Raw genomic sequence first — 25793 nt, forward strand, 5'->3', positions numbered from 1 at the left:
GATCAGGTCGCTGGCCACCGGCTGCGGCCCCCGCCCTCACCGGCGCAGGGCCGCTTCTGCCGGTGCCGACGCTCCCACCGACCGACCGCGCGCGCAGCCCTAGAGAGGCAGCCTCGTGCCGGCCAGACCGGCCGCCGGGTGCACCCACCAGTCGACCAGATCCTGACACCGGGGTTATTCCGTGAAAAAGCTCTCCGCACGACGGCGCCACCCATTGGCGGCGCTGGTCGTCCTACTCTTCGCCCTGGCGGCAACCGGGGGGCTGTACGCCGCGTTCGCGCCCGCCGACAAGGCGCAGGCCGAGGTCGCCGCGCAGTCGCTCGACATCGAAGAGGGCAAGAAGCTCTTCGCCGTCGGCTGCTCCTCCTGCCACGGTCTGAACGGCCAGGGCAGCAGCGACGGCCCGAGCCTGGTCGGCGTCGGCACCGCCTCCGTCGACTTCCAGGTCGGCACCGGCCGCATGCCCGCCCAGCAGCCCGGCGCCCAGGTGCCGCGCAAGAAGAACATCTACTCGCAGGCCGAGATCGACCAGCTCGCCGCGTTCATCGGCTCGCTCGGCCCCGGCCCGGTCACGCCGAAGCCGGCGCAGTACAACTCGACCAACCCGGAGGACATCTCCAAGGGTGGCGAGCTGTTCCGCACCAACTGCGCCCAGTGCCACAACTTCGCGGGCCAGGGCGGTGCCCTGACCAAGGGCAAGTACGCGCCGTCGCTCGAGGGCGTGGACGCCAAGCACATCTACGAGGCCATGCAGACCGGCCCGCAGAACATGCCGTCGTTCCCGGACACCACCATGCCCGAGGAGCAGAAGAAGCAGATCGTGGCCTTCGTCCGCCACACCACCAGCGAGGAGCCCAACCCCGGTGGTCTCACGCTCGGCAGCCTCGGTCCGGTGACCGAGGGTCTGTTCGGCTGGATCTTCGGGCTCGGCACGCTCATCGCGGTCGCGATCTGGGTCGCCGCCCACACCACCAAGGCCAAGAAGTCATGAGCCACGACATGTCAGAAGAGAACCTGCCGGAGTCCCACGGCTCCGCCGGCGAGGTCGCCGAGCACGGCAACCCGTTCGCCGACCCGGGCCTGCCGGCCCACGAGCCGCGCCGCACGGACATCGACGAGAAGGCGGCCTCGCGCGCCGAGCGCCAGGTCTCGCTGATGTTCCTGGTGTCGATGGTCGCCACCGTCGGTTTCATCGTCTCGTACGTGGCCATCGACCCGGACAAGATCGTCTACATCTTCCCGCTGGGTCACGTCAGCGCGCTGAACTTCGCGCTGGGCCTGACCCTGGGCGTCGCGCTGTTCATGATCGGCGCCGGTGCGGTCCACTGGGCCCGCACCCTGATGTCGGACGTCGAGATCCCGGCCGAGCGCCACCCGATCGAGGCCGACGACGAGGTCCGCGCGGACGTCATCGGGCAGTTCAGGACCGGTGCCGCGGAGTCCGGCTTCGGCCGCCGCAAGATGATCCGCAACACCCTCATCGGCTCGATGGCGCTGGTCCCGCTCTCCGGTGTGGTCCTGCTGCGCGACCTGGGCCCGCTGCCCGAGAAGAAGCTGGCCGAGACCGGCTGGAAGAAGGCCACCGAGGCCCAGCCGCTGGCGCTCGTCAACATGAGCACCATGCAGCCGCTGAAGCCCGAGGACATCACCGTCGGCTCGCTGACCTTCGCCATGCCGAAGGGTCTGACCACGCACGACGAGGACTTCCAGCAGCGGATCGCCAAGGACGCCCTGATGCTGGTGCGCATCGCGCCCGAGGACATCAAGGACGAGAAGTCCAAGGGCCTCGGCTTCGAGGGCATCCTCGCCTACTCGAAGATCTGCACCCACGTCGGCTGCCCGATCAGCCTCTACGAGCAGCAGACCCACCACGCGCTCTGCCCCTGCCACCAGTCGACCTTCGACCTGGCGGACGGCGCGCGCGTCATCTTCGGCCCGGCCGGCCACCCGCTGCCGCAGCTGAAGATCACCACTGACGAGAAGGGCAACCTGGTCGCCACCGGCGACTTCGCTGAGCCCGTCGGCCCGAGCTACTGGGAGCGTGCTCGATGAGTAGCGCGAGCAGCACCACGACCGGTGCCGCCAAGCCCTCCAGCACGCGCGAAAAGCCCGCCAACAAGTGGGAAGCCGCAGCTGACTGGACGGACGGCCGGCTGGGGATCTACTCCCTCGCCAAGGCCAACCTGCGCAAGATCTTCCCGGACCACTGGTCCTTCATGCTGGGCGAGATCTGCCTCTACACCTTCATCATCATCATCCTGACCGGCGTCTACCTGACGCTGTTCTTCAAGCCGTCGATGGCCGAGGTCGTCTACAACGGCTCGTACGTGCCCCTCAAGGGCATCGGGATGTCCGAGGCGTACAAGTCGACGGTCGACATCAGCTTCGAGATCCGCGGCGGCCTGCTGATCCGTCAGATCCACCACTGGGCCGCGCTGGTCTTCGTGGCCGCGATGCTCGTGCACATGATGCGCGTGTTCTTCACCGGCGCGTTCCGCAAGCCGCGTGAGATCAACTGGGTCTTCGGCTTCCTGCTGCTGGTCCTGGGCATGTTCGACGGCTTCTTCGGCTACTCGCTGCCGGACGACCTGCTGTCGGGCACCGGTATCCGCTTCATGGAGGGCGCGGTCCTCGCGACCCCGCTGATCGGCACCTACGTCCAGATGTTCCTGTTCGGGGGCGAGTTCCCCGGCACCGACATCGTGCCGCGGTTCTTCACGATCCACGTGCTGCTGATCCCGGGCATCATGCTGGGCCTGCTGGTGGCGCACCTGATCCTGGTCTTCTACCACAAGCACACCCAGTGGGCGGGCCCGGGCAAGACCGAGAAGAACGTCGTCGGCATGCCGCTGATGCCGGTCTACATGGCCAAGGCCGGTGGCTTCTTCTTCCTGGTGTTCGGCATCATCGCCGCCATGTCGGCGATCGCCTCGATCAACCCGATCTGGGCGTACGGCCCGTACCGCCCCGACCAGGTGTCCACCGACGCCCAGCCGGACTGGTACATGGGCTTCTCCGAGGGCCTGATCCGTGTCATGCCGGGCTGGGAGATCAGCGTCTGGGGTGGCCACACCCTGAACCTGGGCGTCTTCATCCCGCTGATGGTGGTCTTCCCGCTGGTCCTGGTCTCGATCGCGCTCTACCCGTTCATCGAGGGCTGGATCACCGGCGACAAGCGCGAGCACCACATCCTGGACCGCCCGCGCAACGCCCCGGTCCGCACGGCCCTGGGCGCCGCCTGGATCAGCCTGTACCTGGTGCTGCTGGTCGGTGGTGGCAACGACCTGTTCGCCACCCACCTGCACCTGTCGCTGAACACCATCACCTACTTCGTCCGCGCCGGCTTCTTCGTCGTCCCGGTCGTCACCTTCATCGTCACCAAGCGCTGGTGCCTCGGCCTTCAGCGCCGTGACAAGGAGAAGGTGCTGCACGGCCGCGAGACGGGCGTCATCAAGCGCCTGCCGCACGGCGAGTTCGTCGAGGTGCACGCCCAGCTGCCGCAGGGCGACCTGCACAAGCTCACCGCCCACGAGCAGATCGAGCCGGTCCTGCTCCCGGCCCAGACGGACGAGAACGGCGTGGCCCGCAAGGCCGGCATCCTCACCCGTACCCGGGCCAAGCTCTCCCGCGGCTTCTACGGCGAGGGCAGCCAGATCCCCAAGCCGACCGCCGAGGAGCACCACGAGATCACCAGCGGCCACGGCCACCACTGATCCCGTACGCGCCACAGCGTCACCCCGAGGGCCGCTGACCAGAGTTCATCTGGTCGGCGGCCCTCGGGCCTTTCCGTCCCCGCACCGTGTCTGGAGGCCCCCGTGCAGCTGTCCGTCGACCCCGCCGCCGCCACTCCCCCGTACGAGCAGATCCGCGCCCAGATCGCCGACCGGGCGCGCTCCGGCGAGCTGCCCACCGGGCTGAGGCTGCCGACCGTACGGGCCCTCGCCGAGGAGCTGGGCCTGGCCGCCGGGACGGTCGCCCGGGCCTACAAGGAGCTGGAGGCGGACGGGGTGGTGGAGACCCACGGGCGGCGCGGGACGCTGATCGCCGCCACCGGGGACACCGCGCACCGGCTGGCCGCCGCGGCCGCCGCCGAGTTCGCCGAGCGGGCCGCCCGGCTGGGGCTCACCCGGGCCGAGGCCCTGGCCGCGGTGGACGGCGCCCTGCGGGCGGCCCTGCCGGGGGCCTAGGAGGGCGCAGGAGGGCGCAGGAGGGCCGGAGAAGCCCCGTCAGACCTCGGGGCGGATCATCCCGGCGGCCGGGGCCTGGGCGGCGGGTCCCGTGGTGCTGAGGGGCTCGCCCAGGGCGCTGTGCTTGACCCAGGACGCCCAGGCGACGTTCCAGTCCCCGAAGCCGTTGCCGAAGGGCTCCATCGTGGCGCCGTGGCTGTTGACCACCGTCACCAGGTCCCCCACCCGGGTGTTGTCGTAGAACCACTTGGCGTTGTCGGTGCTCATGCCCGTACAGCCGTGGCTGACGTTCTCGTAGCCCTGCGCGTCCACCGACCAGGGCGCCGCATGGACGTACTCCCCGCTCCACGTCACCCGGGTGGCCCACAGGACGTCGAGGTCGTAGGACTCGGTGCTGCCGGCGGCTATGCCGATCGTCTCGCCGTTCATCCGGACGGAGCGTTCCTGGCCGAGCACCACCTTGACGCCGTTGCGGGTGTCGAAGCCGGGCTTGCCGGTGGTGACCGGGATCGTCCGGACCACCTCGCCGTCGCGCTTGAGGGTGAGCTCGTGGGTGGCCGCGTCGACCACCGACTCGACGCGCTCGCCGATCCTCAGCCGCAGCGCGCCGCGGTCGCCGCCGTACAGCCCGTCGGAGATCCGGCTGCCGGTGCCCTCGAAGGCCAGGGAGACGGTCGTCCCGGCGGGCCAGTACTCCTCGGGCCGGAAGTGCAGGTCCTTGTCGTCCACCCAGTACCAGGCGCCCGTGACGGCCGGCTGGGAGGTGACGCTGAGGGCCCGCTCGACCTCCTGACGGGCCTGCGGGTCCTTGACGGCCTCGGAGAGCTGCACGGTGAGCGGCTGGCCCACGCCGTAGACGCCGCTGCCGGAGGAGTCCGGGCCGAGCTTGGCGGTGAGCAGGCGCTGGGCGGCGAGGGTGGTGAACTTCGCGGTGGTGTCGCCGCGGCCGTTCCTCCCGTCGTCGGCGGAGATCCGCACGGCGTACGCGGTGCCGGCCTTGAGGTGGCCGGTGGTCTGCCAGCTGCGCTGGTCCTCGGCGAGCTTCCCGGCGACCACCCGGCCGTCCGGGCCGACCACGGTGACGTCGGTGAGCCTGCTGCCGTCCACGGCGGTCACGGTGACCGGCTTGGACGGGTCGGCCTTGCCCTCGGCCGAGAGGTGCACCAGCGGGGCCGCGTCGATCCGGTGCGGCGCGCTGGGATCGTCCTCGCCGCCGGAGGAGCAGGCGGCCAGCGGGGTCAGCAGTGCCAGGGCCAGCGAGATGCCGCCGATACCCGCTATTGCGCGCTTGTCGGCCATGACCGCCTCCGAGGGTTCGCACGATTGATCAGATCGTAGGAACATCCCTCGGTCGAGCGACATCCGAGCGTCCCCTCGTTCGCCCGGGCGGGTGAGTCCCTCACTCCCGGGAGCGCACGGGAACGCACGGGAACGCACGGAAACGCCGAAGGGCCGGCCCTCCCGTGCGGGAGGGCCGGCCCTCGTGGGGTGAGCCGGAACCTACTGGTTCTGGTTCTCGCCCCGGTAGAACTCGAAGACCCATCCGAAGATGCCGATCAGGATGATCGGGGCGGCCCAGAACATCAGCCACCAGCCGAAGATCACGCCCAGGAAGGCGAGGGCGCCACCGAGCGCCAGCGAGAGCGGCTGCCAGCTGTGCGGGGCGAAGAAGCCCAGCTCGCCGGAGTCGTCCGCGACCTCGGCCTCGGGGTTGTCACCCGCGCCGCTGTCCACCCGGCGGGCGGTGAAGGCGAGGTAGTACCCGATGAACGCGCACAGCGAGAAGGCCAGGAACAGCGCGGTCGTACCGGCTGCCTCGATGCCCGTGTCGGAGTTGTTCGTCCACAGGCCGTAGGTGATGGCCATGGCCAGGACGAAGACCGACAGGCCCAGGAAGATCTTTCCCTGTTCCTTCATCAGACGTCACCCTCCGTCTTGCCCTTGCCCAGCTTCGGGGCGTCGTACTTCGCGGGGGTCACACCGGCGAGGTGCTTGGCCGGCTCACCGTGGTTCTCCAGGTAGTCCAGCGCGGCGATCTCCGGGTGGTGGAGGTCGAAGGCCGGGGATTCGGAGCGGATGCGCGGCAGCGTGAGGAAGTTGTGCCGCGGCGGCGGGCAGGAGGTCGCCCACTCGAGCGAGCGGCCGAAGCCCCACGGGTCGTCGACCTCGACCTTCTCGCCGTACTTGGCGGTCTTCCACACGTTGTAGAGGAACGGGAGGATCGACAGGCCGAGCACGAAGGAGCCGATGGTCGAGACGGTGTTCAGCGTGGTGAAGCCGTCCGAGGCCAGGTAGTCGGCGTAGCGGCGGGGCATGCCCTCCGCGCCGAGCCAGTGCTGCACCAGGAAGGTCGCGTGGAAGCCGAAGAACAGCGTCCAGAAGGTGATCTTGCCGAGGCGCTCGTCCAGCATCTTGCCGGTCATCTTCGGCCACCAGAAGTGGAAGCCGGCGAACATCGCGAAGACGACGGTGCCGAAGACCACGTAGTGGAAGTGGGCGACGACGAAGTACGAGTCCGAGACGTGGAAGTCGATCGGCGGGGAGGCCAGCAGAACACCGGTCAGACCACCGAAGAGGAAGGTGACCAGGAAGCCGACCGTCCACAGCATCGGCGTCTCGAAGCTCAGCGAGCCCTTCCACATCGTGCCGACCCAGTTGAAGAACTTCACACCGGTCGGAACGGCGATCAGGAAGGTCATGAACGAGAAGAACGGCAGCAGCACCTGGCCGGTGACGTACATGTGGTGCGCCCACACCGTCACGGACAGACCGGCGATCGCGATGGTGGCCGCGATCAGGCCGGAGTAGCCGAACATCGGCTTGCGGCTGAAGACCGGGATGATCTCCGAGATGATGCCGAAGAACGGCAGCGCGATGATGTACACCTCGGGGTGGCCGAAGAACCAGAAGAGGTGCTGCCACAGCATCGCCCCGCCGTTGGCCGGGTCGAAGACGTGGGCACCGAACTTGCGGTCGGCCTCGAGGGCGAACAGCGCGGCGGCCAGGACCGGGAAGGCCAGCAGGACCAGCACGGCGGTCAGCAGGGTGTTCCAGACGAAGATCGACATCCGGAACATCGTCATGCCGGGGGCGCGCATGCAGATGATCGTGGTGATGAAGTTGACCGCACCGAGGATCGTGCCGAAGCCCGAGAAGGCCAGACCCATGATCCACATGTCGCCGCCGATGCCGGGCGAGTGAACCGCGTCCGACAGCGGGGAGTAGGCAAACCAACCGAAGTTGGCGGCGCCGTTCGGGGTCACGAAGCCGGCGACGGCGATGATCGAGCCGAACAGGTACAGCCAGTACGCGAACATGTTCAGACGCGGGAAGGCCACGTCCGGGGCACCGATCTGCAGCGGCATGATCCAGTTCGCGAAGCCCGCGAACAGCGGCGTCGCGAACATCAGCAGCATGATCGTGCCGTGCATCGTGAACGCCTGGTTGAACTGCTCGTTCGACAGGATCTGGGTCCCGGGGCGAGCGAGTTCGGCGCGCATGACCAGGGCGAGGATGCCGCCGATCAGGAAGAAGGCGAACGACGTGCCCAGGTAGAGGGTGCCGATCGTCTTGTGGTCCGTGGTGGTGAGCCACTTGATGATGGTCGAACCCGGCTTCCGGGTCCGCTGCGCCCCGACCGTGACGGCCTCGGCGCCCCCGCCGGCCGCGGCGGGCTCGTTGAGGATGGTCACTTCTCTTCACTTCCCATGGTGATCAGGCCCGAGGGCACCGCACCCTTCTGGCCCTTGTCACGAAGCTCGGCCAGGTGCTTGTCGTAATCAACGCGGTCGACGACCTTGACGTTGAACAGCATGCGCGAGTGGTCCGTGCCGCAGAGCTCGGCGCACTTGCCCATGTAGTCACCCTTGACGGTCGGGGTGACCTCGAACTTGTTCACCACGCCCGGGACGACGTCCATCTTCATCATGAAGTTGACGGGCCAGAAGTCGTGGATGACGTCACGCGAGGTGAGCCGGAACTGCACCGACTCGTTGACCGGCAGCCAGAGCGTCGGCACGTCCTTGGGGGTGCCCACCTCGTACGCCGCGGTCGAGTTGGCCGGGTCCGGGGTCTCGGTGTTCTCGTAGTTGAACGCCCAGCTCCACTGGAAGCCGACCACGTTGACCATGTGCTGCGGCTTCTCGGACACCTTGATCAGCTTCGACTCGTCGCGGGCGACGAAGTAGAAGAGGACCGAGACGATGATGATGGGGACCGCGGTGTAGAGCGCCTCGATGGGCACGTTGTACCGGGTCTGCGGGGGGACCTCCACGCCGGTGCGGCTGCGCCGGTGGAAGATCACGCTCCAGATGATCAGACCCCACATCAGTACGCCGACCACCAGCGCCGCGATCCAGGACCCCTGCCACATCTGGAGGACCATCGGCCCTTCCTTGGTGACGGGGCTCGGGAGGCCAAGCCTGGGGAGGTCGTTGGCCGAGCAGCCGGTGGCGGTAGCGATGACGAGGCCCAGTGCCAGCGCCTGAGGCAGCTTCCGCCGCATCGTGCGCCGCGGCGAGCGGTCGGAGCCGTTGGGACTCACGTAGCGCCTTCCCGAAGTCTCGCCCGCCTTCGCGTCGCCCCGAGGAAGGTGGTGAGCCTCCCCGGCGACCCGTCCACGGGCACGGTTTGAATGCTTATGCGGGCCAAACCCTACTCCAGCCTTATGCGCTCCTGACGGGCAGCCCCCGGTAACGCGCCGCCCGGTCGCCCGATCAGGCCCGGCAGGCACTGCACCGCAGGTCATCCCAGGCATTCGAGGTCCGTACGCCCGATCGGGGGATGAGCTCGAACAACGTGGGTGACGGCCCGTCGGAGGCGGATGAAGCGGACATTCGGGATGATCGACTGACGGACGGTGAGGCGGGGAATCGACCCGCCCGGCCTCCCCGGTGTGTCGTTAAATGTGACCGTGTACTTCGACGTGGCCTCGACGGCCCCTCTGCACCCCGTCGCCCGGCAGGCGCTGACCGCCGCCCTGGACGAGGGCTGGGCCGATCCGGCCCGGCTGTACCGCTCCGGCCGGCAGGCCCGGATGCTGCTCGACGCGGCCCGCGAGAGCGTCGCCGCCGAACTCGGCGCCCGGCCGGACGAGGTCTCCTTCACCGCCAGCGGCACCCAGGCCGTGCAGCTCGGCATGCTCGGCGCCCTCGCCGGCAACCGGCGCCGCGGCTCCCACCTGGTGCACTCCGCCGTGGAGCACTCCAGCGTGCTGCACGTCGCCGAACGCCTGGAACTGGGCGGCGGCGAGGTCACGGTGGCGCCGGTGGACCGCACCGGCCGGGTCGACCCGCGGGCGTTCGGCGCACTGCTGCGCCCGGACACCGCACTGGCCGCGCTGCAGAGCGCCAACCACGAGGTGGGCACGCTCCAGCCCGTCGCCGAGACGGCCGGACTGTGCGCGGAGGCCGGGGTCCCGCTGCTGGTGGACGCGGCGCAGAGCGCCGGGCGGGTGGACGTCCCCGGGGGCTGGTCCCTGCTGACGGCCAGTGCGCACAAGTGGGGCGGCCCGCCCGGGGTAGGCGTGCTGGCGGTGCGCAAGGGCGTGCGCTACTCCTCCCCGCTGCCGGCCGACGAGCGCGAGGGCGGCCGGGTGCCCGGCTACGTCAACGTCCCGGCGATCGTGGCGGCCGCCGCCTCGCTGCGCGCCGTACGGGCCGAGGCGCAGCGGGAGAACGCGCGGCTGCACGCGCTGGTGGAGCGGATCAGGGCGCGGGTGCCGCAGCTGGTGCCCGAGGTCGAGGTGGTCGGCGACCCGGTGCGCCGGCTCCCCCACCTCGTCACCTTCTCCTGCCTGTACGTGGACGGGGAGGTGCTGCTCACCGAGCTGGACCGGGCGGGCTTCGCCGTCTCCTCCGGCTCCTCCTGCACCTCCTCCACGCTGACGCCCAGCCATGTGCTGGCGGCGATGGGGGTACTCACCGAGGGGAACGTCCGGGTCTCGCTGCCCTACGGGACGGCCGAGGCGGACGTGGACCGCTTCCTGGCGGTGCTGCCGGAGCTGGTCGCCGGGATCAGGGCGCCGCTCGGGCTCGACCTGGCGCAGCCGCAGGGGAGTTCGGAGAGCATCCCGAGCGGGCGAGTCACAGTCATCGACGCGCTGGGCAAGCGCTGCCCGCTACCGGTGATCGAGCTGGCCAAGCGGATCGGCGAGGTGCCGCTGGGCGGCACGGTCGCCGTGCTGGCGGACGACGAGGCGGCGCGGCTGGACATCCCGGCCTGGTGCGGGATGCGCGACCAGGAGTACGCGGGCGAGGCCCCGGCCGCCGACTACGGCGGCGACCGGGGCTCGGCCTACCTCGTGCGGCGCACTACCTGACCAGGCGGGCGCGGATCTCCGCGGTGGCCTCGGCGCCGTAGGCGGCCTCGAAGCGGGTGAGGAAGGCGGCCGGGCGCAGCTCGTACTCCTGGGTGCCGACGGTCTCGATCACCAGGGTGGCGAGCATGCAGCCGAGCTGGGCGGAGCGCTCCAGGTCGAGGTCCCAGGACAGGCCCGCCAGGAAGCCGGCGCGGAAGGCGTCGCCGACGCCGGTCGGGTCGACCTTGGCCTCCTCCTTGGCGCAGCCGACCAGGATCGGGGCCTCGCCCTTGCGCTCGATCCGCACGCCCTTGCTGCCCAGGGTGGTGATGCGGGTGCCGACGCGGGTGAGCACCTCCTCGGCGTCCCAGCCGGTCTTGGTCTCGATCAGCGCGGCCTCGTACTCGTTGGTGAACAGGTACGCGGCGCCGTCGACGATCTCGCGGATGTCCTCGCCGTCGAGGCGGGCCAGCTGCTGGGAGGGGTCGGCGGCGAAGGCGTAGCCGCGGGTGCGGCACTCCTGGGTGTGGCGGACCATGCCCTGCGGGTCGTCGGCGCCGATCAGGACGAGGTCGAGGCCCCCGACGCGGTCGGCGATCGGCTTGAGCTCGATGTTGCGGGCCTCGGCCATGGCACCGGTGTAGAACGAGGCGATCTGGTTGTGGTCCTCGTCGGTGGTGCACATGAAGCGGGCGGTGTGCCGGGTCTCGGAGATGTGGACGGAGTCGCAGTCCACGTTGTTGCGCTCCAGCCAGCTGCGGTACTCGGCGAAGTCCGCGCCGGCCGCGCCGACGAGGACGGGGCGCAGGCCCAGGACGCCCATGCCGAAGGCGATGTTGGGGGCGACGCCGCCACGGCGGATGTCGAGGGTGTCGACCAGGAAGGACAGCGACACGGTGTGCAACTGTTCGGCGACGAGCTGGTCGGCGAAACGACCGGGGAACGTCATCAGGTGGTCGGTGGCGATCGAGCCGGCGACGGCGATACGCACGAATGGTCTCCTCAGTGTGGCGGCGGGGCCGGCGAGCAGGTGTGGTGAACCCGCCTACGGTACCCGGCGGCACGCGGGCCCCAGCAAGAGCGCCTCGGATCGGCACCCCGCACGGACATGGTGACACCCTGCGCCGTCGAACGTGTACTACCTCCGGGTAGCACTGGTGGGCCACGCGGACCGCGGCCTAGGGTCGGCCCCAGGGAGCCCCGCCGATCCCGGCGGGCCCCGTCGTCGGCCGTGGCGATGAGGCCACGGCCCTGGATCGGAGCGATGCCCGATGGTCACCCACCCCTCCTCCCCGCCCGTACTGCGCGCCGACGCGGACGAGACCCTCGATGCCCTGGTGAACTCCTCCCGGCGGCTGCGGCGCTTCTGGCCGCTGCCGGCCGCGGCCGACCCGCAGCCCGCCGCCCCGGCGCCGACCGGGGCCGGGGTCCGGGTGTCGTCGGGGGCGCAGCGCGTGGTGGCGGGGATGGCCGAGTACGGACTCTGAGCACGGACTCTGAATACGGACTCCGGATACTGACTCCGAGAGGGCGGGAACCGGATTCGCCCGGTTCACGTCACATCCGCGCGGAGCGGCCGAGGAGCGGCGCCGCTGAGCCCTCGGGAGGATGTGCAGATGGATCTGGAGACGATGCCCCGGCGCCGTCGCCGGGCGGTGGCCCTGGCCGGTGTGGCGCTGGCGGCGGTGATGGCGGTGGCCGGGTGCGACGGCGGCGGCAAGAGCGCCTCGGACGCGGCGGCGAGCGGCACTCCCAGCGCCTCGGCGTCCGCTTCGGCCTCGGGGAGCCCCTCCCCCACCGACGCGTCCTCGGCGGCCGCGCCGAGCGCCCCGGCGCAGCCGCCGTCCGCCGTCACCCCCACCCCGGTCGCGCCCGCGCCCGGGCGGCCGTCCTCGCCGGGCACCCCGCCGCCCAACGGCATCGCCCCCGGTGAGCCCAACCCGGCCGGGACCTCCCGCCCGGCGATCGCCTACCGCCTGGACGGCACCACGCACCTGACCGTCTACTTCTACGGCGGGGTCTGCACCACGTACGCGGTGAAGGCGGACGAGTCCACCCAGGGCAGGGTCGAGGTGATGGTGATCCCGGGCCGGCCCGTCACCCAGCCCGGGCAGGTGTGCACCGCGCTGGCCAAGCGGCAGGCGGTGGCCGTCGACCTGCGCTCCCCGCTGGCCGGGCGGACGGTGATCGACAAGGAGAGCGGCCAGGACGTGCCGCTGGAGGGCGACGCGCACGCCGGGCCGGACCCGGTGACGCCGGACGGCGCCCAGTAGGCATGACGCAACGGCGGCGGCCCCGGGGATCCCCCGGGGGCCGCCGCCGTCGTTCGCGTCAGGCTTAGCTGAACGAGTCGCCGCAGGCGCAGGAGCCGGTGGCGTTCGGGTTGTCGATCGTGAAGCCCTGCTTCTCGATGGTGTCGACGAAGTCGACGGTGGCGCCGCCCAGGTACGGGGCGCTCATGCGGTCGGTGACGACCTTGACGCCGCCGAAGTCCTTGAGCACGTCGCCGTCGAGCGAGCGCTCGTCGAAGAACAGCTGGTAACGCAGGCCCGAGCAGCCACCGGGCTGGACGGCGACGCGCAGCGCCAGGTCCTCGCGGCCTTCCTGCTCCAGCAGGGCCTTGACCTTGGCCGCGGCGGCCTCGGTGAGGAGGATGCCACTCTCTACGGTGGTCTCGTCCTGGACGGTCATCTGCTTTCTCCCGGTCTTGGCGACGGTCTTCCGTCAGTGCCAACCAACGGCCGTCCGGTTTCAATTCCCGGGCGGCGAACGTTTTCGGCGCTCTGTCGGCGGCGGTCTTCCGTGGGCCAGGCGTGTCACCCGAACCCCATACGTCCTCCATGCTCGCACAACCGCGGAGGACCGGGCACCGCCGCGGAACCCGATCCCGGCGAACCAGCCCCGCGGCGGCGGCCCGGGCAGCAGGATGGTGTCCATGATCCTTCGCCAGGTCAGGGACACCGCCGAGGACGCGGAGACCGTCCAGGAGCTGTCCTTCGCCGCCTTCGCCGAGCCGTCCGCCGACGCGGCCCCGCCCCGGGCGACGCCCCTGCAACTGGCCAGGACCAGACACCTGGCGCGCACCGATCCCGGGGGCTGCTGGCTGGCCTCGATCGACGGGGAGGCGGTCGGGGTGGTGCTGTCGCTGCGCCGGGAGGGGCTGTGGATGCCCTCGCTGTTCGCGGTGCGGCCCTCCGCGCGGGGCCAGGGCGTCGGGCGGCTGCTGCTGGAGCAGGCGGGCGGGCACGCCCGGGGCTGCCTGCGCGGGATGGTCTGCGCCTCCTCCTCGGCCGCGGCGGCCCGGCGCTACCGGCTGGCGGGGTTCACCCTGCACCCGGCGATGCGGATGACGGGGACGGTGAACCGGGAGGGGCTGGTCGATCCCGGGGACATCCCGGTGCACCGGGGCAACGCCACCCACCGGCACCTGCTGGACTCGGTGGACCGGCGGCTGCGCGGCTCGGCCCACGGCGAGGACCACGAGCTGATGCTCGGGCACTTCGAGGAGCTGCTGATCGCGGACGCGCTGGCCGGCAGCGGCTACTGCTACCGGGACGGCGGCACGATCCGGCTGCTGGCGGCCACCTCCAAGCGGATCGCCGCCCGGCTGCTGCGCGAGGCGCTGGCCCGGGTGCCGGACGGGGTGGAGGCGCAGGTGGAGTACCTGACCGCCGAGCAGGAGTGGGCGCTGGACGTGGGGCTGGAGGTCGGGCTGACGCCGCAGACCCGGGGGTTCGTCGGGTTGCGCGGGATGCGGCCGCCGACGCCGTACCTGCCGAGCGGGGCGTTCCTGTGACGACGCCCGTCGTGCGACTACGTCCGTAGTGCCACTACTGCGGTAGTGGCACTACGGACGTAGTTCCGGCCCTGGATCAGGCCCGGGATCAGGCCCGGGATCAGGCCCGGGATCAGGTTCGGGATCAGGCCATGGTGTCGAGGATCTCGCGGACCATGTCCATCGTGGTGCCCGGGTGCAGGAAGGCGAAGCGGGCGACGGTCTCGCCGTCCCAGCCGGTGGGGGTGACGAAGCCGATCTGGTCGGCGAGCAGCTGCTGCGACCAGCGGTAGTAGTCGTCGTTGGTCCAGCCCTTGCGCTTGAAGCAGACGGCCGAGAGCTGCGGGTCGAACAGCAGCTCCAGGTGCTCGGTGTCGCGGATGAGCTGCGCGGTCTCCCGGGCCAGGGTGAGGCCCGCCTCGATGGCGTCGGTGTACGCCTGGACGCCGTGGACGGCGAGGGAGAACCACAGCGGCAGGCCCCGGGCCCGGCGGGTGAGGTGGTAGGCGTAGTCGGTGGGGTTCCACTCGTCGCCCTCGGTGTGCAGGACGTCCAGGTAGGAGGCGTCCTGGGTGTGCACCGCGCGGGCGAGCTGCGGGTTGCGGTAGATCAGCGCGGCGCAGTCGAAGGGGGCGAAGAGCCACTTGTGCGGGTCGACCACGAAGGAGTCGGCGTGCTCGATGCCGTTGTAGCGCTCGCGCACGGAGGGGGCGAACAGGCCCGCGCCGCCGTAGGCGCCGTCCACGTGGAACCAGAGGTCGCGCTCGCGGGCGACCTCGGCCAGGCCCGCGAGGTCGTCGACGATGCCCTCGTTGGTGGTGCCGCCGGTGCCGACCACGGCGATGACCGGCGAGCCAGAAGGATCAGTCGCAGTGGGGTCGGCGGCCAGGGCGGCGCGCAGGGCCTCGCCGGTGAAGCGGCGGTTCACGGTCGGGACCTTGAACGCCTCGACGCCGATGATGTTGAAGGTGTTCTTGACCGAGGAGTGCACCTGGTCGGCCACGGCTATCCGCAGCCGGGCCTCGGCTCCGACGCCCAGCTTGCGGCGGGCGGTGTCGCGGGCGACGACCAGGGCGGAGAGGTTGCCCGCCGAGCCGCCGGAGACGAAGCAGCCGCCGGCCGTCTCGGGCATGCCCGCCCGGTCGGCTATCAGGCGCAGCACCTGGTTCTCGGCGGCGATGGCACCGGCGGCCTCCAGCCAGGAGATGCCCTGGAGGGAGGCGCAGGAGACGACCATGTCGAACAGCAGCGCGGCCTTGGTGGGGGCGCACGGGATGAAGGACAGGTAGCGCGGGCTGTCGGCGGAGATGACCGCGCGGGAGAGCTCGTGGTCGTAGAGCTTGAGCACGTCGGCGGGGTTGTTGCCGTCCTGGTTGAGCAGGCCGGACAGCTGGGCGCGCAGGTGCTCGCCGTCGCCGGGGTGGTCGAGCGGGACGGGGTCGTACTGCAGCCGCTCCCGCATGTAGTCGAAGACCAGGTCGACCAGGTCGTTGTCGGGCCGGTGCATGCGGTCGGGTGCTGCGGACACGGCTGTCCCTCTCGGCGTCGGGGTGAAGGGGGCCGTCCGGTTTCGGCGGGACGCTTCACCGCGTGGACCGGACGTGATCAGCGTAGGCAGCGGTGGGGCTTCCCCGCGCGTCGGAACGCGGCTGGTCAGGCAGCTTTCGGGCGTCTTCGGGGCACCCGGCGCACGAATCCTGCGTACGGCCGTTCGAGGCGCGTTCGAGCCGGGGAACGGCCTAGCCGATGAGCTGGGAGAGGACGACGGAGGAGCGGCTGCGCTGGACGCCGGGCTCGCGGCGGATGCGCTCGATGACGGCCTCGAGGTGGCGCATGTCGGCGGCGCGCAGGTGGACCAGGGCGTCCGGGTCGCCGGTGACCGTCCAGGCGGCGACGACCTCGGGGAACTGGCGCAGGCTGGCGAGGATCTCCTCGGGGGCGGTGCGCTCGCGGCAGTAGACCTCGACGAAGGCCTCGGTCCGCCAGCCGAGCACGCCCGGGTCGAGGACCACGGTGAAGCCGCGCACCACGCCCCGGGCCCTCAGCCGGTCGATCCGGCGGCGCACGGCGGTGGCGGAGAGGTTCACCTGCAGACCGATCTCGGCGTACGAGGCGCGGCCGTCGCTGCCGAGCCGGGCGAGGAGGAGACGGTCGGTCTCGTCCAGATCGGCCCCGACCACCTCGTGCGCTCGGCTGCTGGTCATCGGTGCGGGCTCCACGGGGCGTACGAGCACCGACGGGCGCCATTGCCCGGCCGGCACGTGCTGAAACGGTTCGCCACCCATTCTGGCCGATGCCGGGTGCGAGGTCACCGCCGACAGATGACGGGAAGGGAGCATCCTTCGAAATATCGAGCCGGCCGCGGCGGAACCCCCGGGATACCGGGCTCCGGGCCGCGCGGGCACGCCATTGCGTCGAGCGGTTCTCGTCACATCGACGGGATGGCCATCGTCACTCTGACGCTAACCGGTTAGAATAGATAGTGTCAGTTAGACGAGAAGGCCCCTCCGCTGGATCGGCCGCACAGAAGGGCACCCGCCCGTGACCACCACCATCACCGAGACCCACGGCGTCGACCCCACTCCGACGCCGCTCGCTCTGCTGCTGCTCGGCCGCGAGGCCGACCCGAACAGCGAGCGCGGCGTCGACTGCCCCGGTGACCTCCCGCCGGCCTCGGACCCGAACCTCGTCGAGCGCGCCCGGGCGGCCAAGGCCGCCCTCGGCGACCGCGTCTTCATCCTCGGCCACCACTACCAGCGCGACGAGGTCATCGAGTTCGCCGACGTCACCGGCGACTCCTTCAAGCTCGCCCGCGACGCCGCGGCCCGCCCCGAAGCCGAGTACATCGTCTTCTGCGGCGTGCACTTCATGGCCGAGTCCGCGGACATCCTCACCAGCGAGCGGCAGCAGGTCGTCCTGCCCGACCTCGCCGCCGGCTGCTCCATGGCCGACATGGCCACCGCCGAGCAGGTCGCCGAGTGCTGGGACGTGCTGACCGACGCCGGCATAGCCGACGTCACCGTGCCCGTCTCGTACATGAACTCCTCCGCCGACATCAAGGCGTTCACCGGCAAGCACGGCGGCACCATCTGCACCTCCTCCAACGCCCAGCGCGCCCTGGAGTGGGCCTTCGAGCAGGGACAGAAGGTGCTCTTCCTGCCCGACCAGCACCTCGGCCGCAACACCGCCGTACGCGACCTGGGCCTCTCCCTGGACGACTGCGTCCTGTACAACCCGCACAAGCCGAACGGCGGGCTGACCGTCGAGCAGCTGCGCGACGCCAAGATGATCCTCTGGCGCGGCCACTGCTCGGTGCACGGCCGCTTCAGCCTGGACTCGGTGGCCGACGTGCGCGAGCGCATCCCCGGCGTCACCGTCCTGGTGCACCCCGAGTGCAAGCACGAGGTCGTCGCGGCCGCCGACATGGTCGGCTCGACGGAGTACATCATCAAGGCGCTGGACGCCGCCGAGCCCGGCTCCAAGTGGGCCATCGGCACCGAGCTGAACCTGGTCCGCCGCCTGGCCAAGGCGCACCCGGACAAGGAGATCGTCTTCCTCGACCGCACGGTCTGCTTCTGCTCGACCATGAACCGCATCGACCTGCCGCACCTGGTCTGGGCGCTGGAGTCCCTGGTCGAGGGCCGGGTGCCGAACGTGATCACCGTCGACCCGGAGACCGAGAAGTACGCCAAGGCCGCGCTGGACCGGATGCTCGCCCTGCCGTAACCGCGGGCACGACCGGGCCACAAGCCGAAGGGCGGGCCCCCTCCGATCGGAGGGGGCCCGCCCTTTCGTCCGGCAGCGTCCGCAGGAGGTGCTACTCCGGGAAACCCGGGATCACACCCTCACCGTCGGCCATCAGCAGCTCGCGGACCTCTTCGATGGTCGCGTCCGCGCTCGGCAGGATCAGCTCGGACGGCTCCAGCGAATCCAGCGGCACCGGGGTGCCGAACTGCTTCACCGCGTCGAGCAGCTTGCCGTAAGCCTGGCGGAACAGCGCCTCGTCACCCGACTCGACGGCGGTGACGAGGTCGGAGTCGAGCTGGTTGAGCAGGCTCAGGTGGTCCTCCCCCACCACGAACTGCCCTTCACCCATGACCCTCATGATCATGCCGTGCATCTCCCTGGTCCTCGGGGTCGGGCTCAGCCCTTGTTGTAGTTGATGCGCGGGGTGTCCTGCGGGTGCGCGTCCTGCGGCGCCTGCTGCGGCTTGCCCTGCTCGATGGCGGCCGGCCCGGAGGGGGACCCGCCGGACAGCTCTGCCTTCATCCGGGCCAGCTCCAGCTCGACGTCGGACCCGCCGGCGACGCGCTCCAGCTCGGCCTCGATGTCGTCCTTGCGGCCGAGACCGCTCGCGTCGTCGAGCGCGCCGGAGGCCAGCAGCTCGTCGATCGCGCCCGCCCGGGCCTGCATCTGGGCGGTCTTGTCCTCCGCCCGCTGGATGGCCAGGCCGACATCGCCCATCTCCTCGGAGATGCCGGAGAAGGACTCCGCGATGCGTGTCTGCGCCTGGGCGGCGGTGTAGGTCGCCTTGATGGTCTCCTTCTTGGTGCGGAAGGCGTCCACCTTGGCCTGCAGCCGCTGGGAGGCCAGCGTGAGCTTCTCCTCCTCGGCCTGCAGCTGCTGGTACTGCGTCTCCAGGTCGTTGATCTGGGACTGCATGTTGGCCTTGCGGGTCAGCGCCTCGCGGGCCAGGTCCTCCCGGCCGAGGGAGAGCGCCTTGCGGCCCTGGTCCTCGTACTTCGCCGACTGCTGCTGGAGCTGGGTCAGCTGCAGCTCCAGGCGCTTGCGCGAGGTCGCGACGTCCGCGACACCACGCCGTACCTTCTGCAGCAGCTCGAGCTGCTTCTGGTAGGAGTAGTCGAGCGTCTCACGTGGGTCTTCCGCCCGGTCCAAGGCTTTGTTCGCCTTGGAGCGGAAGATCAGCCCCATACGCTTCATGATTCCGTCGCTCATGGGCCTCGGGTGCCCCCTTCTCCGGCCTGCGGTCTCAAATCTCGTTACCAGACACGACGAGTGTATGTGCAGCGAGCCGTCCGCCGCAGTGCACCTGCCTGCAACAAGACTGCTACAGCGACCAGCGGCATCACCTCATCCCCCGGGTGGATCTGCCACTCGTCCCTCCTATCCTCCATCCGACTGATCCCCTACGGGAAGGGCTCCGGAAACCCCCAGACGGCGGCGGACCGGCCGATCGATATGCGTTTGGGTCCGATCGGACCGGTGGAAGCACCGCCGCACCCCGTACGCTGGTGGTGTGTTCCGACGCCGTTCAGATGATGCCGCCGCCTCCTCCTCCGTGCTGGAGAAGCAGGACGAGACGCCCCAGGCCCGCCACCCCGAGGCCAAGAAGGGCCGCCCCACCCCCAAGCGCAGCGAGGCCGAGGCCACGCGACGCACCCGGGTGACGGTCCCCAAGGACCGCAAGGAGGCCAGCCGCCAGGCGCGCGACCGGATGCGCACCGAGCGCGAGAAGGAGCGCCAGGCGCTGCTCAACGGCGACGAGCGCCACCTGCCCGTCCGCGACAAGGGCCCGGTGCGCAAGTTCGCCCGCGACTTCGTGGACGCCCGCTGGTCGCTCGCCGAGTTCTTCCTGCCGGCCGCCGTGGTCATCCTGGTGCTGAGCATCGTCAAGGTCGGCGCGATCCAGCAGCTCTCCACCCTGCTGTTCCTGCTGTTCTTCGTCTTCGTGATCCTGGACTTCTTCCGGCTCGGCTTCGGCCTGCGCAAGCAGCTGGCCGCCCGCTTCCCCGGTGAGAACACCCGCGGCGTCGTCGCCTACGGCATCATGCGCACCCTGCAGATGCGCCGCCTGCGCCTGCCCAAGCCGCAGGTGCGGCGCGGAGAGAAGCCCTGACCGCGGAACCGGTGGACTCCGGCTGGGCCCCGCCCTCCTGGGAGGGGCCCGGCCTCTACGCACTTCCCGGGACGGCTCTGCCCGGGCAGGGCGGTGGCGGCCACGACCGGCTCGCCCAGGAGCGGCGGCTGCCCTCCCGCAGCGGCTCCTTCGCCGGCGCCGGCGCCTGGCTCGAGCGGCTCGGGGGCCTGCGCAACTTCGTCCGGCAGGAGCTCGTCACCCGTCAGCTCGCCGAGCAGCTGAACGGCCGGCACGGGCAGCGCGTCCTGGACATCGGCTGCGGCCAGGGCACCCAGGCCCTGCGGCTGGCCCGGGCCGGGCACTACGTCACCGGCATCGATGCCGACCCCGTCGCGCTCGGCGTCGCCCAGGGGGCGCTCGCCGAGGAGCCGGAGGAGGTCCGCGGCCGGCTCCAGCTGCTCAGCGGAGACGGCCACCAGTGCGGGCGCTGGTTCGGCCCGCGCAGCTTCGACGTGGTGCTCTGCCACGGCGTCCTGATGTACTTGCCCGACCCGGACCCGATGATCGCCTCGCTGGCCCGGCTGCTGGCACCCGGCGGACTGCTCTCGCTCCTGGTGCGCAACCGCGACGCGCTGGCGCTGCGGCCCGCCGCCGCCGGGGACTGGCGGGCCGCCCTGCACGCCTTCGAGAGCGACCGGTACTACAACCGGCTCGGGCTGGCGGCCCGCGCCGACCGGCTCTCCGACCTCACCGTCACCCTGTCCGAGGTGTCCGTGCCGCTGCGGCACTGGTACGGCGTGCGCGTCTTCACCGACAACGCCCCCGACGACGCCGCCCCGCCGGTGGACGGGCGGCAGCTGGCCCAGCTCCTCGAGGCCGAGGACCGGGCCGCCCGCACCGACCCCTACCGGCAGGTCGCCGCGCTGCTGCACGTCATCGGGGCGAAGTAGCACCGCTACTCGCCCGCCCGCCTCCGGCGCGACGGCTCGGGGCGGGGCTCAGCTCTCGTGCAGGCTCATCGAGTAGATGACCTTCTCGTCCTCGAGCAGCACCGCGTTGTCCACGCCGTCCTCGGCGAGCTGCTTCCAGGTCTCGCCGATCCACGTCTCGGCGTCGCCCTGGCCCGCGAACTCCTCCTGGCCGCCGGCCGGCGTCACCACGCTGCCGTCCGCCTTTTCGTACCGCCACGTCCAGACCATGCCCGGCTCCTCCCGCCGCTCGTGTGCTGCGCACCCTAGCCTGCCCTTCCGGATCTCCCGTAAGCCTGATCGGCCTGATCGGGCAGGATGGTCGCCATGGCGACCCTCCTCCCCCGCACGCTGCTGCTCGGCGGCGCGCGCTCCGGCAAGTCCACCCGCGCCGAACAGCTGCTCGCCGGCCACGGCGACGTCCTGTACGTGGCCACCGGCGGCACCCGGGACGGGGACGCCGAGTGGGCCCAGCGGGTCGCGCTGCACCGGGAGCGGCGTCCGGCGAGCTGGCGCACCGCGGAGACCTGTGACCTGGAGGCCGTCCTCGCCGACACCGCGGACCCGGCGCCGGTGCTGGTGGACTGCCTGGCGCTGTGGCTGACCGCCGTCATGGACGAGTGCGACGCCTGGGACGACGAGGCCTGGGCGGCCGGCGGCGAGGAGGCGGTGCAGCGGCGCTGCGAGGCGCTGGCCGGAGCCTGGGCGGCCACCGGGCGCACCGTCGTCGCGGTGAGCAACGAGGTCGGCATGGGCGTCGTCCCGGCGACCGCCGCGGGCCGCCGCTTCCGGGACACCCTGGGCCGGCTCAACATGGCGGTGGCGGACGCCTCGGAGCGGGTGCTGCTGGTGGTGGCCGGTCAGGTGCTGGCCGTCAAGGATGTGCGCCGAGTGTCCTGAGCCAGCGCTTGTGTGACCATCTGCTGCGTGTAGCCTTCGGCTCGATGGACACGACCGTGGATCTCGATATGTTCTCCTCGCTCGTCGAGCGCCCCGACGAGAGCGCCCGGCGGGCTGCCGAGGAACGCTGGCAGGCGGCGGAGCGGCCGCGCGGCGGGCTCGGGAGGCTGGAGGAGCTGGGCAGCTGGCTGTCCTCCGTGCAGGGACTCTCCCCGGTGCGGCCGGTCACGGCCCCCAAGGTGCTGCTCTTCGCCGGTGACCACGGCGTCGCCTCGCTCGGGGTCTCCCGGCTGCCCGCGCAGGGCGGGACCGCGGCCCGGGTGCGGGCGGTGCTGGACGGCAGTGCGCCGGTCGCCCGCCTGGCCTCGCGCTACGGCGCCGGGGTGCGGGTCGTCGACGTCGCGGTGGACGTCGATCCGGCCGACTTCCCGGACGAGGTGGTCGCCCACCGCGTGCGGCGCGGGTCGGGTCGCATCGACGTCGAGGACGCACTCACCCCGGAGGAGACCGTCCGGGCCTTCCGGGCCGGGATGGCCGTCGCCGACGAGGAGGCCGACGCCGGCACCGACCTGGTGCTGCTCGGCGACCTCGGGGTCGGCTCCACCACCGTGGCCGGTGTGCTGATCGGCGCGCTGTGCGGGACGGACGCGGCCGCGGTGTGCGGGCGCGGCTCCGGCATCGACGACCGCGTGTGGATGGTCAAGTGCGCCACCATCAGGGACTCGCTGCGCCGGGCCCGTCCGGTGCTCGGCGACCAGCTGGCGCTGCTCGGCGCCACCGGCGGCGCCGACTTCGCCGCGATCACCGGCTTCCTGCTGCAGGCCGCCGTCCGCCGGCTGCCCGTGGTGCTCGACGGCGTGGTCTCCGCGGCCTGCGCGCTCGTCGCCCAGCGGATCGCCTTCCGGGCGCCGGAGTGGTGGCGGGCCGGGCAGGCCAACGGCGAGCCCGCGCAGGCGAAGGCGTACGACCGGCTCACCCTGACGCCCGTGCAGGAGCAGGGCATCACCATGGGCGAGGGCGTCGGCGCGCTGCTGGCGCTGCCGCTGCTCCAGGCCGCCGGGGACACCCTCGCGGAGGAGGCGCCGGAGCCGAACGCGGCGCAGGCGCCCCGCGAGCCGAAGCCGCAGCCGAAGCTGCCCTCGGCGGCGGACCTGCTGCGCCGGCTGTAGCCCCCGGTGCGCGAACGGGCCACGTGGGCCGAGGGGTTGAGGTTCGCGTTCGGGACGCTGTCGGTGCTGCGGGTGCGCGTGGAGCGCTGGGACCGGGCGGCGGGGGCGCGGGCGATGGCGGCGGCCCCCGTGGTCGGGCTGGTGCTGGGCGCACTGGCCGCCGGGGCGGGCGCCCTGGTGGCCTGGCGGGCCGGTGGGCTGCTGGGGGCGGTGGCCTCCGTCGGCGTGCTGGCCGCGCTGACCCGGGGGCTGCACCTGGACGGCCTGGCGGACGTGGCGGACGGGCTGGGCAGCGGCAAGCCCGCCGAGGACGCGCTGCGGATCATGAAGCAGTCCGACATCGGCCCGTTCGGGGTGCTGACCCTCGTCCTGGTGCTGCTGGCCCAGGTGGCCGCGCTGGCCGGGCAGTTCGGGCACTCGCCGCTGCGCGGCGCGCTCGCCGTGCTCGCCTCGGCGACGGCCGCGCGGTGCGCACTCGCCTGGGGATGCCTGCGCTCGGTGCCGGCCGCCCGGCCCGGCGGGCTCGGGGCGATGGTGGCGAGCACCGTCTCCCCCGCCGAGGCGGCGGTCTCGACGGGAGCCGCGGCGCTCGCCCTGGCACTGCTCGGACTGTTCGACGGGACGTCAGCCCTGCGCCTCCCGCTGGCCGTTGTGCTCGGCGCCGCCTGCGCCCGTCCGCTGCTCAGCCGGTGTGTGGGCCGCCTCGGCGGGATCACCGGGGACGTGCTCGGCGCGACGGCCGAAACCGCCGCCACCGGCACGCTGTTCGCCCTGGCGTTGCTCGGCTGACACCGGACGGCGCGTGATCCCACCATGCGGACTACCATGCGGGGAGCACCGCAGCCCTGCACCGTGGCAGGTCCTGCCCGCCCGGCGCGTACCGAGGAGCCGGGGCCTCCGGTGTGCGCGGCCGCGACGACGGGTGCGCGCGCCAGGGGGCCCGGACCAGGCGACGCGCCGGCGGACCGGCCTGCCACGGCGGGTTGCGCCGGTGCGGCAGCCTCGCCGCGACCGGCCGTGGACCGCGAAAGAACAGGACGCATTACGTGACTGCATTGTCTGTGAGCACCTCCTCCGCCGCCTCGCTGCGCGCGGACGCGCTGGTGATCGGTGTCGCGAAGGGCCCCAAGGGCATCGTGCCGGCCCCCGGCTCCGAGACCGTGAACGAGGCGTTCGAGGGCAAGCTGGCCGAGGTCCTCACCACCCTGGGCGCCACCGGCGCCGAGGGCGAGGCCGTCAAGGTGCCCGCCCCCGCCGGCCTGAAGGCCGCGCTCGTGCTCGCGGTCGGCCTCGGCGAGGCCGCCGAGGGCGGTTACGCGCTGGAGACGCTGCGCCGCGCCGCCGGTGTCGCCGCCCGCACCCTGGCCGGCACCAAGAAGGCCGCGCTGGCCCTGCCGGCCGAGTCCGCCGAGGAGGTCGAGGCCCTGGCGCTCGGCGGCCTGCTCGGCTCGTACGCCTTCGGTGCCTACAAGGGCGAGGGCGGCAAGGAGCCGGTCGGCGAGCTGATCCTGCTGACCGCCCGCAAGGGCAGCAAGGACGCCAAGGCCGCCGCGGAGCGCGCCACCGCGATCGCGGAGGAGATGAACCGCGCCCGCGACCTGGTCAACACCGCGCCGAACGACCTGAACCCGAAGTCCTTCGCCGCGATCGCGGTGGCCGCCGGCAAGGAGCACGGCCTCAAGGTCGAGGTGCTGGACGAGAAGGCGCTGACCAAGGGCGGCTTCGGCGGCCTGCTGGGCGTCGGCAACGGCTCGGAGAACCCGCCCCGCCTGGTGAAGGTGGCCTACACCCACCCGAAGGCCAAGGCCACCCTCGCCTTCATCGGCAAGGGCATCACCTACGACTCGGGCGGCATCTCGCTGAAGCCGGCCGGCCACAACGAGACCATGAAGTGCGACATGGCCGGCGCCGCCGCCGTGTTCGCCGCCGTGGTCGCCGCCAAGCGCCTGGGCCTGCAGGTCAACGTCACCGCCTGGCTGGCGCTGGCCGAGAACATGCCCTCGGGCTCGGCCACCCGCCCCGGCGACGTGCTGCGGATGTACGGCGGCAAGACCGTCGAGGTCCTGAACACCGACGCCGAGGGCCGCCTGGTGCTGGCCGACGCGATCGTGCGCGCCGGCGAGGAGCAGCCGGACGTCATCGTCGACGTGGCGACCCTGACCGGCGCCATGGTGCTGGCCCTGGGCAACCGCACCTTCAGCGTGATGTCCAACAACGAGGAGCTGCGGGAGAACCTGCACACCCTCGCGGGCGAGGTCGGCGAGCAGTCCTGGCCGATGCCGCTGCCGGCCGAGCTCAAGAAGGGCATGACCGAGTCGACCATCGCCGACCTCGCCAACATGGGCGAGCGGATGGGCGGCGGCCTGGTGGCCGGTCTGTTCCTGAAGGAGTTCGTGGCCGAGGGCATCGACTGGGCGCACCTGGACATCGCCGGCCCGGCGTTCCACGAGAGCGCCCCGTACGGCTACACCCCCAAGGGCGGCACCGCCAGCGCGGTGCGCACCCTGGTCGCCTTCGCCGAGCAGACGGCCGCCAACGGCAAGGGCTGATCCGGCACACCGCCTCGTGACGGGGCCCGGCGCATCGTGCGCCGGGCCCCGTTTCGCGCTCGTGGGGGTTACTCGCGAGTAGTGCGGGAACGCGGCCCGCACCTCTGTTCGCTGCGGGCGAAACTTTGT

25 protein-coding genes and 1 pseudogene are annotated in these 25793 nt (G+C 71.6%); 15 read left to right on the forward strand and 11 right to left on the reverse strand.

What is annotated here, in order from left to right:
- The first annotated feature begins 181 nt into the window (after nucleotides 1–181).
- The 4 genes from ACIBCA_RS23780 (at nucleotide 182) to ACIBCA_RS23795 (ending at nucleotide 4187) form a co-directional block, all read left to right on the forward strand.
- Nucleotides 182–991: a c-type cytochrome gene (locus tag ACIBCA_RS23780; protein ID WP_396284966.1), complete on the forward strand. Its 810-nt coding sequence runs from the start codon at nucleotides 182–184 to the stop codon at nucleotides 989–991.
- Nucleotides 992–999: 8 nt separating this feature from the next.
- Complete coding sequence (locus ACIBCA_RS23785; RefSeq protein WP_396284967.1) at nucleotides 1000–2052, forward strand: Rieske 2Fe-2S domain-containing protein; 1053 nt, start codon at nucleotides 1000–1002, stop codon at nucleotides 2050–2052.
- Nucleotides 2049–3713, forward strand: a complete 1665-nt coding sequence (locus tag ACIBCA_RS23790; RefSeq protein WP_396284968.1) for a cytochrome bc complex cytochrome b subunit — start codon at nucleotides 2049–2051, stop codon at nucleotides 3711–3713. Before ACIBCA_RS23785 ends, ACIBCA_RS23790 begins: the two co-directional genes overlap by 4 nt.
- A 102-nt stretch (nucleotides 3714–3815) precedes the next feature.
- Nucleotides 3816–4187, forward strand: a complete 372-nt coding sequence (locus tag ACIBCA_RS23795) for a GntR family transcriptional regulator (protein ID WP_396284969.1) — start codon at nucleotides 3816–3818, stop codon at nucleotides 4185–4187.
- 39 nt (nucleotides 4188–4226) lie between these two features.
- Here ACIBCA_RS23795 and ACIBCA_RS23800 read toward each other — a convergent pair whose 3' ends face one another.
- The 4 genes from ACIBCA_RS23800 to coxB all read right to left on the reverse strand — a co-directional run bounded on the left by ACIBCA_RS23800 (nucleotide 4227) and on the right by coxB (nucleotide 8730).
- Nucleotides 4227–5486, reverse strand: coding sequence for an Ig-like domain-containing protein (locus ACIBCA_RS23800; RefSeq protein WP_396284970.1), 1260 nt, complete (start codon nucleotides 5484–5486; stop codon nucleotides 4227–4229).
- Between the two features lie 201 nt (nucleotides 5487–5687).
- The gene (locus tag ACIBCA_RS23805; protein WP_396284971.1) at nucleotides 5688–6104 is read right to left on the reverse strand and encodes a cytochrome c oxidase subunit 4; all 417 of its coding nucleotides are present in this window, start codon (nucleotides 6102–6104) and stop codon (nucleotides 5688–5690) included.
- Complete coding sequence (ctaD, locus tag ACIBCA_RS23810; protein WP_031071943.1) at nucleotides 6104–7879, reverse strand: cytochrome c oxidase subunit I; 1776 nt, start codon at nucleotides 7877–7879, stop codon at nucleotides 6104–6106. The genes ACIBCA_RS23805 and ctaD overlap by 1 nt, the downstream gene beginning before the upstream one ends.
- A complete protein-coding gene (gene coxB, locus ACIBCA_RS23815) occupies nucleotides 7876–8730 on the reverse strand; it encodes a cytochrome c oxidase subunit II (RefSeq protein ID WP_396284972.1) in 855 nt (284 codons plus the stop codon). The genes ctaD and coxB overlap by 4 nt, the downstream gene beginning before the upstream one ends.
- Nucleotides 8731–9099: 369 nt before the next feature.
- Between coxB and ACIBCA_RS23820 the strand changes: the two genes are divergently transcribed.
- The gene (locus ACIBCA_RS23820) at nucleotides 9100–10506 is read left to right on the forward strand and encodes a cysteine desulfurase/sulfurtransferase TusA family protein (protein ID WP_396284973.1); all 1407 of its coding nucleotides are present in this window, start codon (nucleotides 9100–9102) and stop codon (nucleotides 10504–10506) included.
- Here the strand turns inward: ACIBCA_RS23820 and ACIBCA_RS23825 are convergent.
- Nucleotides 10499–11476, reverse strand: coding sequence for a carbohydrate kinase family protein (locus ACIBCA_RS23825; protein WP_396284974.1), 978 nt, complete (start codon nucleotides 11474–11476; stop codon nucleotides 10499–10501). The genes ACIBCA_RS23820 and ACIBCA_RS23825 overlap by 8 nt on opposite strands.
- A gap of 280 nt (nucleotides 11477–11756) precedes the next feature.
- On the opposite strand from ACIBCA_RS23825, the gene ACIBCA_RS23830 reads away from it, so the two are divergent.
- Both ACIBCA_RS23830 and ACIBCA_RS23835 read left to right on the forward strand, forming a co-directional pair.
- On the forward strand, nucleotides 11757–11972 hold the full coding sequence (locus tag ACIBCA_RS23830; protein ID WP_396284975.1) for a hypothetical protein: 216 nt from the start codon (nucleotides 11757–11759) through the stop codon (nucleotides 11970–11972).
- A 129-nt stretch (nucleotides 11973–12101) separates the two neighbouring features.
- The gene (locus ACIBCA_RS23835) at nucleotides 12102–12758 is read left to right on the forward strand and encodes a hypothetical protein (RefSeq protein WP_396284976.1); all 657 of its coding nucleotides are present in this window, start codon (nucleotides 12102–12104) and stop codon (nucleotides 12756–12758) included.
- A 64-nt stretch (nucleotides 12759–12822) separates the two neighbouring features.
- Here the strand turns inward: ACIBCA_RS23835 and ACIBCA_RS23840 are convergent, their stop codons facing one another.
- Nucleotides 12823–13176 carry an iron-sulfur cluster assembly accessory protein gene (locus tag ACIBCA_RS23840; RefSeq protein WP_396284977.1) on the reverse strand — a complete coding sequence of 118 codons (354 nt, stop codon included), beginning with the start codon at nucleotides 13174–13176 and terminating at the stop codon, nucleotides 12823–12825.
- Between the two features lie 244 nt (nucleotides 13177–13420).
- On the opposite strand from ACIBCA_RS23840, the gene ACIBCA_RS23845 reads away from it, so the two are divergent.
- Complete coding sequence (locus ACIBCA_RS23845; protein WP_396284978.1) at nucleotides 13421–14281, forward strand: GNAT family N-acetyltransferase; 861 nt, start codon at nucleotides 13421–13423, stop codon at nucleotides 14279–14281.
- Between the two features lie 124 nt (nucleotides 14282–14405).
- Here ACIBCA_RS23845 and ACIBCA_RS23850 read toward each other — a convergent pair whose 3' ends face one another.
- Entirely contained in the window at nucleotides 14406–15788 is a 1383-nt protein-coding gene (locus ACIBCA_RS23850; protein ID WP_396284979.1) for a pyridoxal phosphate-dependent decarboxylase family protein, read from the reverse strand.
- 211 nt (nucleotides 15789–15999) lie between these two features.
- Nucleotides 16000–16464 (reverse strand): Lrp/AsnC family transcriptional regulator, encoded by a 465-nt coding sequence (locus tag ACIBCA_RS23855; RefSeq protein ID WP_396284980.1) that lies wholly within the window; start codon nucleotides 16462–16464, stop codon nucleotides 16000–16002.
- Between the two features lie 337 nt (nucleotides 16465–16801).
- Here ACIBCA_RS23855 and nadA point away from each other — a divergent pair, with 337 nt between their 5' ends.
- Complete coding sequence (nadA, locus tag ACIBCA_RS23860; protein WP_396284981.1) at nucleotides 16802–17986, forward strand: quinolinate synthase NadA; 1185 nt, start codon at nucleotides 16802–16804, stop codon at nucleotides 17984–17986.
- Nucleotides 17987–18077: 91 nt separating this feature from the next.
- On the opposite strand, the gene ACIBCA_RS23865 is transcribed toward nadA, so the two are convergent.
- Nucleotides 18078–18371, reverse strand: a complete 294-nt coding sequence (locus tag ACIBCA_RS23865) for a hypothetical protein (protein WP_396285023.1) — start codon at nucleotides 18369–18371, stop codon at nucleotides 18078–18080.
- Nucleotides 18372–18403: 32 nt separating this feature from the next.
- Complete coding sequence (locus tag ACIBCA_RS23870; RefSeq protein WP_078911275.1) at nucleotides 18404–19216, reverse strand: PspA/IM30 family protein; 813 nt, start codon at nucleotides 19214–19216, stop codon at nucleotides 18404–18406.
- Nucleotides 19217–19517: 301 nt separating this feature from the next.
- On the opposite strand from ACIBCA_RS23870, the gene ACIBCA_RS23875 reads away from it, so the two are divergent.
- Complete coding sequence (locus ACIBCA_RS23875; RefSeq protein ID WP_396284982.1) at nucleotides 19518–20117, forward strand: DUF3043 domain-containing protein; 600 nt, start codon at nucleotides 19518–19520, stop codon at nucleotides 20115–20117.
- A gap of 188 nt (nucleotides 20118–20305) precedes the next feature.
- Nucleotides 20306–21028, forward strand: coding sequence for a class I SAM-dependent methyltransferase (locus ACIBCA_RS23880; RefSeq protein ID WP_396285024.1), 723 nt, complete (start codon nucleotides 20306–20308; stop codon nucleotides 21026–21028).
- Nucleotides 21029–21076: 48 nt separating this feature from the next.
- Here the strand turns inward: ACIBCA_RS23880 and ACIBCA_RS23885 are convergent, their stop codons facing one another.
- Complete coding sequence (locus ACIBCA_RS23885; RefSeq protein WP_396284983.1) at nucleotides 21077–21277, reverse strand: hypothetical protein; 201 nt, start codon at nucleotides 21275–21277, stop codon at nucleotides 21077–21079.
- A 105-nt stretch (nucleotides 21278–21382) separates the two neighbouring features.
- Here ACIBCA_RS23885 and cobU point away from each other — a divergent pair.
- From cobU to ACIBCA_RS23905, 4 genes and pseudogenes are all read left to right on the forward strand, one after another.
- Nucleotides 21383–21946 (forward strand): annotated as a pseudogene (cobU, locus tag ACIBCA_RS23890) (bifunctional adenosylcobinamide kinase/adenosylcobinamide-phosphate guanylyltransferase); the annotation flags it as partial.
- Nucleotides 21947–21990: 44 nt separating this feature from the next.
- Entirely contained in the window at nucleotides 21991–23115 is a 1125-nt protein-coding gene (locus ACIBCA_RS23895) for a nicotinate-nucleotide--dimethylbenzimidazole phosphoribosyltransferase (protein WP_396284984.1), read from the forward strand.
- 36 nt (nucleotides 23116–23151) lie between these two features.
- A complete protein-coding gene (locus ACIBCA_RS23900; protein ID WP_396284985.1) occupies nucleotides 23152–23904 on the forward strand; it encodes an adenosylcobinamide-GDP ribazoletransferase in 753 nt (250 codons plus the stop codon).
- A 257-nt stretch (nucleotides 23905–24161) separates the two neighbouring features.
- Nucleotides 24162–25664, forward strand: coding sequence for a leucyl aminopeptidase (locus tag ACIBCA_RS23905; RefSeq protein ID WP_396284986.1), 1503 nt, complete (start codon nucleotides 24162–24164; stop codon nucleotides 25662–25664).
- Nucleotides 25665–25793 lie beyond the last annotated feature (129 nt).

The organism is Kitasatospora sp. NPDC051170, from assembly GCF_044455705.1.
Lineage (GTDB): Bacteria > Actinomycetota > Actinomycetes > Streptomycetales > Streptomycetaceae > Kitasatospora.

Coding starts and splice junctions, on each gene's coding strand:
- ACIBCA_RS23800 (WP_396284970.1), bottom strand. CDS start 5,486: ATGGCCGACAAGCGCGCAATAGCGGGTATCGGCGGCATCTCGCTGGCC.
- ACIBCA_RS23785 (WP_396284967.1), top strand. CDS start 1,000: ATGTCAGAAGAGAACCTGCCGGAGTCCCACGGCTCCGCCGGCGAGGTC.
- ACIBCA_RS23830 (WP_396284975.1), top strand. CDS start 11,757: ATGGTCACCCACCCCTCCTCCCCGCCCGTACTGCGCGCCGACGCGGAC.
- ACIBCA_RS23790 (WP_396284968.1), top strand. CDS start 2,049: ATGAGTAGCGCGAGCAGCACCACGACCGGTGCCGCCAAGCCCTCCAGC.
- ACIBCA_RS23835 (WP_396284976.1), top strand. CDS start 12,102: ATGGATCTGGAGACGATGCCCCGGCGCCGTCGCCGGGCGGTGGCCCTG.
- ACIBCA_RS23805 (WP_396284971.1), bottom strand. CDS start 6,104: ATGAAGGAACAGGGAAAGATCTTCCTGGGCCTGTCGGTCTTCGTCCTG.
- ACIBCA_RS23865 (WP_396285023.1), bottom strand. CDS start 18,371: ATGATCATGAGGGTCATGGGTGAAGGGCAGTTCGTGGTGGGGGAGGAC.
- ACIBCA_RS23870 (WP_078911275.1), bottom strand. CDS start 19,216: ATGAGCGACGGAATCATGAAGCGTATGGGGCTGATCTTCCGCTCCAAG.
- ACIBCA_RS23845 (WP_396284978.1), top strand. CDS start 13,421: ATGATCCTTCGCCAGGTCAGGGACACCGCCGAGGACGCGGAGACCGTC.
- ACIBCA_RS23885 (WP_396284983.1), bottom strand. CDS start 21,277: ATGGTCTGGACGTGGCGGTACGAAAAGGCGGACGGCAGCGTGGTGACG.
- ACIBCA_RS23840 (WP_396284977.1), bottom strand. CDS start 13,176: ATGACCGTCCAGGACGAGACCACCGTAGAGAGTGGCATCCTCCTCACC.
- ACIBCA_RS23895 (WP_396284984.1), top strand. CDS start 21,991: ATGGACACGACCGTGGATCTCGATATGTTCTCCTCGCTCGTCGAGCGC.
- ACIBCA_RS23855 (WP_396284980.1), bottom strand. CDS start 16,464: ATGACCAGCAGCCGAGCGCACGAGGTGGTCGGGGCCGATCTGGACGAG.